We start from the raw sequence: 5,649 nt of genomic DNA on the forward strand, positions 1-5,649 counted from the left end.
TTTCCAGATTTCTTTTATTTGCTTTACTTTAAGATAGGTGCAAAGTTTATTGTTGATAGCAGCGTTCTGAAAAGAAAATTTCACAGTAGAAGGGATAAACTCTCCATTTTCATCTCTTTCTGCTTCAAATTTCATATCTACTTGCTCATCTAATTTAAACAGTAAAGAAAGTACATCAGATACAGTTTCTATATCAAAATCCATGAATAGATTAATGCTGATGCCAAGAGCGTTTGTGATTTTCAGTAATTGATCCGGCTTTGGATTGCGAATACCATACTCATACTTTTTGATAGTAGCCGGATTTATGCCGGAAAGATTTCCCAACATTTCTTGTGATATTCCACGTATATTCCGATAATATTTGATTTTTTCTCCGATAGTCATAATGTTTCTCCTTTTTGTGCTTTGTGGGTATAGAGATAGTTTAGCACATTGGGACACATTTGTGTATAAAAATTTATGAAAAATACTTGACGAACACAAATGTGTACTATATAATACGAATTACAAGGAACACAAAAGTGTACTAAGATTAACGAGGAGGAGTTGCATGAAGGGTATAAAGGAAGCATTCATAGATGCAGGTGAGATAAGCCAGATGCTTGGTATCGGGATGACAAAGGCATATGCAATTATAAAGGAATATAATGTAGAGCTTGAGGCAAAAGGTTATTTCACCATGCGGGGCAAATGCCCACGGAAGTACTTTGAACAGAAAATCTATGGTTACAAAGATTATTACAATTCGGATTATGAGCCGCAGCGTAACCGGAGTAAGGTTGCAGAAGAAAAGGATTATGAAGCGGCAGTTGAGGATTCTGTGATAAGCAAACAGGATGAAGTTTAGAAAGGATGAAAAAGCAATGGTACAGATAAAAAGAGATTGGTTTGATGCAGCATTAGAAAACTACGAAAGGGGAGAAACGCATGGCAGATGGAAAGAGAAGATACAAGTCTGACAGGAAAGATTATAAGATTTCTGTAAAACTGTCGGAGAAAGATATGGATATTCTGAAAGCAGCACTTAAACGAACTGGAATAACAGCAAGTGCCTATATAAGAGAATTGATCCGGACAGGCGGCAACATAGATACAAGTTATCCTGAGGACAGGGCAAGAGCAATTCGTATCATAGCAGGTATTGCAAATAATATTAATCAGGCAGTAAAGCTTGGCAATTCACAGGGAAGGTTGTATTACAGCGATATTGACAAGTTACAGGATAGTCTGGATGATGTAAAGAAAACATTCGGGAGGTGTTGGAAGTATGGCGATTACAAAGATCCTGAATATCATGGAATCAGAGGGCAGAAATCCGGCATCGCATTTAAAGAATGCTTTGGAATATATCCAGAATCCGGATAAGACAGAAGAATGTGTACTGGTGGGCGGTATTAACTGCCTGCCGGATACGGCATTTGAGCAGATGGAAGAGACAAAGAATATATTTCATAAAACTGGTAAGAGACAGGGGGATCATGTGATCATATCATTTTCGCCGGAAGAAAAAGTAACGGCAGAGCAGGCAATGTATGTGTTGGAGCATTTTGCAAAGGACGTACTTGGTGATGATTATGAGGCTGTGTATGCGGTTCATACCGACAGGGAACATATGCATGGGCATCTGATATGGAACAGCGTAAGTATAACAACAGGCAGGAAATATAATTCGCCTAAGGGCAACTGGAAGAATCATCTGCAGCCGATTACAAATAAATATTGTGATGAGCTGGGACTTTCAATAATGCCTGCAGAGTATAGCAAAAATCCTAAGAACATCAGCAGAGACCAGTGGGAAAAGGAAATGTCGATGAAGGATATTATACTTCGTGATGCTAATATGTGTGCGTATGTGGCAGGAAATATAGAACATTTCAGGTATCAGATGAGAAGTCTGGGGTATGTGTTCAAGAAAGGTGCGTGGATGGAAGTGCAGGCACCAGGATTTAAATATTATCATAGTCTGGCAAAGATGGATGAAATGTTTACAGAGGATAGTATGATACATCATGTGGATATGCCTTGGATGACAAAGCCTTATTTTTATTCGTCGGATAGTAGAGGATTGCACAGGACGAAGCTATCACCATACCAGAAACGATTTTATGCAAAGCTATATAGGTTGAGAATTGTGGAGCAGAAACGATTTGTGGTTGGAGGGGCAAAGTATACGGAAGAATTGAAGAGGTTTCATCAGCTACAGGACGAGTATCTGTTGCTTGTGAATAATGATATCAAGGATGTTGCGGGACTTGTGAAGTACAGGAGTGAACAGCAGGAAAAGATGCGGCGGATTGAAGACAGACAGCAGGAGATATATAAGGAAAACTCCAGCAGGAAACGTAGGATTAAGACAGATGAGCAGTATCGGGAATATCAGGTGTGGCATGTGGGAGTGCAGGAAGAACTGGATGAGCTGAAAATGGAGAAAAGGAAAGTTAAGAAACAGCTACAGCTTATGGAAGGTATTATGAAAGAGGATTTGTATACGGCATATTATGCGGTATCGGAGGATGAAGAGATTGTTGGTGATAAGGAGATTGAGATACCGGGGATGGAAGAGGATATACTGGTTGAGAGAACAACGGAAGCAGTTGTTGAGCTTGATACAAATGTTGAGGTGATGAATCCTTACAATATTCAGAATGAAATAGGAAGACAGAAAGAGCAAACAGATAGTGCGAAAAAACAACAGACTGATTTAGATGGCATAGGAATATTAGAGATTTATAATTCGTTTGATGTGAATGTGACAAGAATGGATGAAAGTATAACTGATGTAACAAGTAGAAGTGGATTTGTGAAACCTGAAGAAAAAGAGCCTGTTGACAAAGTTGGCTGGATTGTCAGGAGGATATCAGAGCTTGGCGGTTATGAGAATATCAGTGATCCGGTTAAGGCAGATGTATTTGGATTTGATATTGCTGATGTAGGCGGCAGCATAAGGTTGTTCTCGGAAGTAATGAAAAGGCTGGAGATAAAGCTAGATGGAGACGAGCTTTATGAAGAGTTTCAGAGAATTTATGATGAAGCAGCTAGCAGAGATGTTGATAAAGGTAAGGCAGAAGATAAAATGCGGAATAGGGGCAGAGGAAGGTAATTCCTCTGCTTATTCTATAAATATAGGTTGGATAGGATCAGATGTATTATAGATTGAAAAAATCAATTTAAGATTGAATTAGAACAACTTAAATGATATACTAAAGAAGTAATAAATAGTTGTGATGATACGAAAGGGATTAGCAATGGCAATCAGATACAACAGATTATGGAAAAAATTAATAGATGAAAATATGATGAAGATAGACCTTAGAGAAAAGGCAGGAATTACCACAAATGCTTTGGCTAAATTAGGAAAGAATGAGCATGTAAATACACAGGTTCTGGAAAAAATATGTAATGTATTGCATTGCAATATACAGGATATTATGGAATTTGTTCCAGACGAGGAAAGGGAAGAAAAATAATATGGCGAAGAAGAAAACTGTTGAAAAGGCATTAAACATAGATAGTATTTTATTTAATTGTAGAGATTATTTACGTGCAGCGCGTAACTCTGGCTCATTTTTTGAGAAAAGGGATATGATGCTTACACTTGTATTCTTAAGATTTATTGGGGAAAAGTATGAGGATGGTGTTGAAAAACTAAAGCAGACGCTTAAAGAACAGGGATTGGATCCAGAGGATGAAAATATCAGAGCAGCATTCTTTGATGATGCTACTTTTGCAGATGGTACATATAATTTACCGCCAGAAGCCAGATGGTCAACAATTATCAATACATCTGCTCCTAAGTTAAATGTTGCATTAGATACAGCATTACAAAGACTTGAGGAAGAGGATCCACAATTAAAAGGATGTTTTGTAAAAGGTACATTTACAGCACGTAATCTGGCTGCGAATGATATAAAGAAGATTGTTGATGAAGTAAATAAAATTAGTCATAAAGCGTTTGGGGAGGAAAAGGATCTTATCGGACGTGTGTATGAATATTTTCTTAAAGAGTTTGCGGTAAATGCTACAAAAGAGGAGGGAGAATTCTATACACCTCATGATGTAGTACAGCTTATTGCAGCAATGATTGAGCCATATGATGGAACTTTATATGATCCTTGCTGTGGTTCAGGAGGAATGTTTATCCAGAGTGCTGAACTTGTTAAGTCAAAGCAGGGAAATTTAAATGGTATCAATGTATATGGACAGGAAAAAGAACCGGCTACATATCGCCTTGCTAAAATGAATTTAGCGTTGCGTGGGATTAGCCATAATCTTGGAAATGAAGCAGATTCATCATTTACCCATGACTTGCACAAGGGATTGTACTTTAACTATATTATGGCAAATCCACCGTTCAATCTTAAAGGTTGGTATAACGATAATTTAAAAAATGACCCTCGCTGGAATAATTATCAGACACCACCAGAAAGTAATGCAAATTATGCTTGGATTCTTCATATGCTTTCGCATTTAAAACCGACAGATGGAGTGGCAGGATTTCTTCTTGCAAATGGAGCATTAAATGATAGTGATATATTGGAAATCCGTAAGAAACTGATTCAGAATGACAAAGTGGAGGCAATTATAGTTCTTCCAAGAGAATTGTTTATCACTACAGATATCAGTGTAACGCTTTGGATATTAAATCAGAATAAAAAGGGTGGAAACTATCACGGTAGAAAACTTCGTAGTCGTGAGCACGAAATCTTGTTTATGGATTTGCGCCAATGGACAGAAAATCCAGTAAAAGGCGAGAGTAAAAAGAAAGTTCGTTTGGTTACAGAGCAGATTGAGAAGGCTGCTGCTATATACCATACATGGCAATCTGAAGGTACCGATGGTGTAAATTATGAAATACCGGAACTTTATCGTAGTGTAGGTATTGACGAAATAGAAAGTAAAGGCTGGGCACTTACACCAAGCAAATATATTGAGTTTATTGACCATGATTTAGATATTGATTATGAAAAGGAAATGACTCGCATTCAATCTGAGATGAAAGATATATTAAAGCAGGAAAAGAAATCCCAGCAAATGCTGGAAGAGGCATTTAGGGGGATTGGTTATGGGATTGATTAAATATAAAATTGGAGAATTGATAGAATTAGTACAAGAAATTAATTCAGAATTGAAATATGGTCCTGATGATGTAAGAGGAATGACGATTACAAAAGAAATCATTCCTACAAAAGCTGATGTATCAGGAACAGACTTATCTAAATTCCTTGTAGTCCATCCGAGAGAATTTATTTATAATCCTAGAACTCACGGAAAAAGAATTGGATTTGGCTACAATAATAGTAAAGAAAACTTTATTATTAGCTGGAATAATATTGCTTTTAGAGTGAAAAAATCTATGGAAAATATTGTTTTGGCAGATTATCTTTTCTTGCATTTTAAACGTGATGAATGGGATAGAGAAGCTTGCTTTCAGTCTTGGGGAAGTTCAACAGAAGTTTTTTCATGGGAATCATTATGCGATATGACAGTTGATTTGCCTAATATTTCTGTTCAAAAAAATATGTTGATATTTATAATACTATGCTTAAAAATCAAGGAAATTATGAAAATGGTTTAAACGATTTAAAACTATCATTTGAAGTATTAATTGATAAATATAAGCATAAATCGAAAAAGAAAAAGATAAGT

The 5,649-nt window shown here is 36.7% G+C and carries 7 protein-coding genes; 6 read left to right on the plus strand and 1 reads right to left on the minus strand.

The genetic code is table 11. The annotated features are described in order from the left end of the window. The coding region (locus DWZ60_RS16510) for a helix-turn-helix domain-containing protein (protein ID WP_119222151.1) at window positions 1-387 on the minus strand (387 nt) is incomplete at its 3' end. A 166-nt stretch (window positions 388-553) separates the two neighbouring features. Here DWZ60_RS16510 and DWZ60_RS16515 point away from each other — a divergent pair. From DWZ60_RS16515 to DWZ60_RS16540, 6 genes are all read left to right on the plus strand, one after another. Next, window positions 554-850: a hypothetical protein gene (locus DWZ60_RS16515; RefSeq protein ID WP_243038378.1), complete on the plus strand. Its 297-nt coding sequence runs from the start codon at window positions 554-556 to the stop codon at window positions 848-850. An 80-nt stretch (window positions 851-930) separates the two neighbouring features. Next, entirely contained in the window at window positions 931-1,368 is a 438-nt protein-coding gene (locus DWZ60_RS16520; protein ID WP_243038379.1) for a MobC family plasmid mobilization relaxosome protein, read from the plus strand. Continuing rightward, the gene (locus tag DWZ60_RS16525; RefSeq protein WP_119222153.1) at window positions 1,271-3,103 is read left to right on the plus strand and encodes a relaxase/mobilization nuclease domain-containing protein; all 1,833 of its coding nucleotides are present in this window, start codon (window positions 1,271-1,273) and stop codon (window positions 3,101-3,103) included. Before DWZ60_RS16520 ends, DWZ60_RS16525 begins: the two co-directional genes overlap by 98 nt. Before the next feature lie 145 nt (window positions 3,104-3,248). Further along, the gene (locus tag DWZ60_RS16530) at window positions 3,249-3,470 is read left to right on the plus strand and encodes a helix-turn-helix domain-containing protein (RefSeq protein ID WP_118351286.1); all 222 of its coding nucleotides are present in this window, start codon (window positions 3,249-3,251) and stop codon (window positions 3,468-3,470) included. 1 nt (window position 3,471) lies between these two features. Beyond that, window positions 3,472-5,079, plus strand: a complete 1,608-nt coding sequence (locus DWZ60_RS16535; protein WP_118667082.1) for an N-6 DNA methylase — start codon at window positions 3,472-3,474, stop codon at window positions 5,077-5,079. Next, window positions 5,066-5,578, plus strand: a complete 513-nt coding sequence (locus DWZ60_RS16540; RefSeq protein WP_199669432.1) for a hypothetical protein — start codon at window positions 5,066-5,068, stop codon at window positions 5,576-5,578. The genes DWZ60_RS16535 and DWZ60_RS16540 overlap by 14 nt, the downstream gene beginning before the upstream one ends. The last annotated feature ends 71 nt before the right edge of the window (window positions 5,579-5,649 follow it).

Source organism: Blautia sp. AF34-10, from assembly GCF_003477865.1.
Taxonomy (GTDB): Bacteria; Bacillota; Clostridia; order Lachnospirales; family Lachnospiraceae; genus Fusicatenibacter; species Fusicatenibacter saccharivorans.

What these genes read in the sequence shown, in the direction of transcription:
- DWZ60_RS16515 (WP_243038378.1), top strand. Translation starts at nt 554, where the DNA reads ATGAAGGGTATAAAGGAAGCATTCATAGATGCAGGTGAGATAAGCCAG.
- DWZ60_RS16520 (WP_243038379.1), top strand. Translation starts at nt 931, where the DNA reads ATGGCAGATGGAAAGAGAAGATACAAGTCTGACAGGAAAGATTATAAG.
- DWZ60_RS16525 (WP_119222153.1), top strand. Translation starts at nt 1,271, where the DNA reads ATGGCGATTACAAAGATCCTGAATATCATGGAATCAGAGGGCAGAAAT.
- DWZ60_RS16530 (WP_118351286.1), top strand. Translation starts at nt 3,249, where the DNA reads ATGGCAATCAGATACAACAGATTATGGAAAAAATTAATAGATGAAAAT.
- DWZ60_RS16535 (WP_118667082.1), top strand. Translation starts at nt 3,472, where the DNA reads ATGGCGAAGAAGAAAACTGTTGAAAAGGCATTAAACATAGATAGTATT.
- DWZ60_RS16540 (WP_199669432.1), top strand. Translation starts at nt 5,066, where the DNA reads ATGGGATTGATTAAATATAAAATTGGAGAATTGATAGAATTAGTACAA.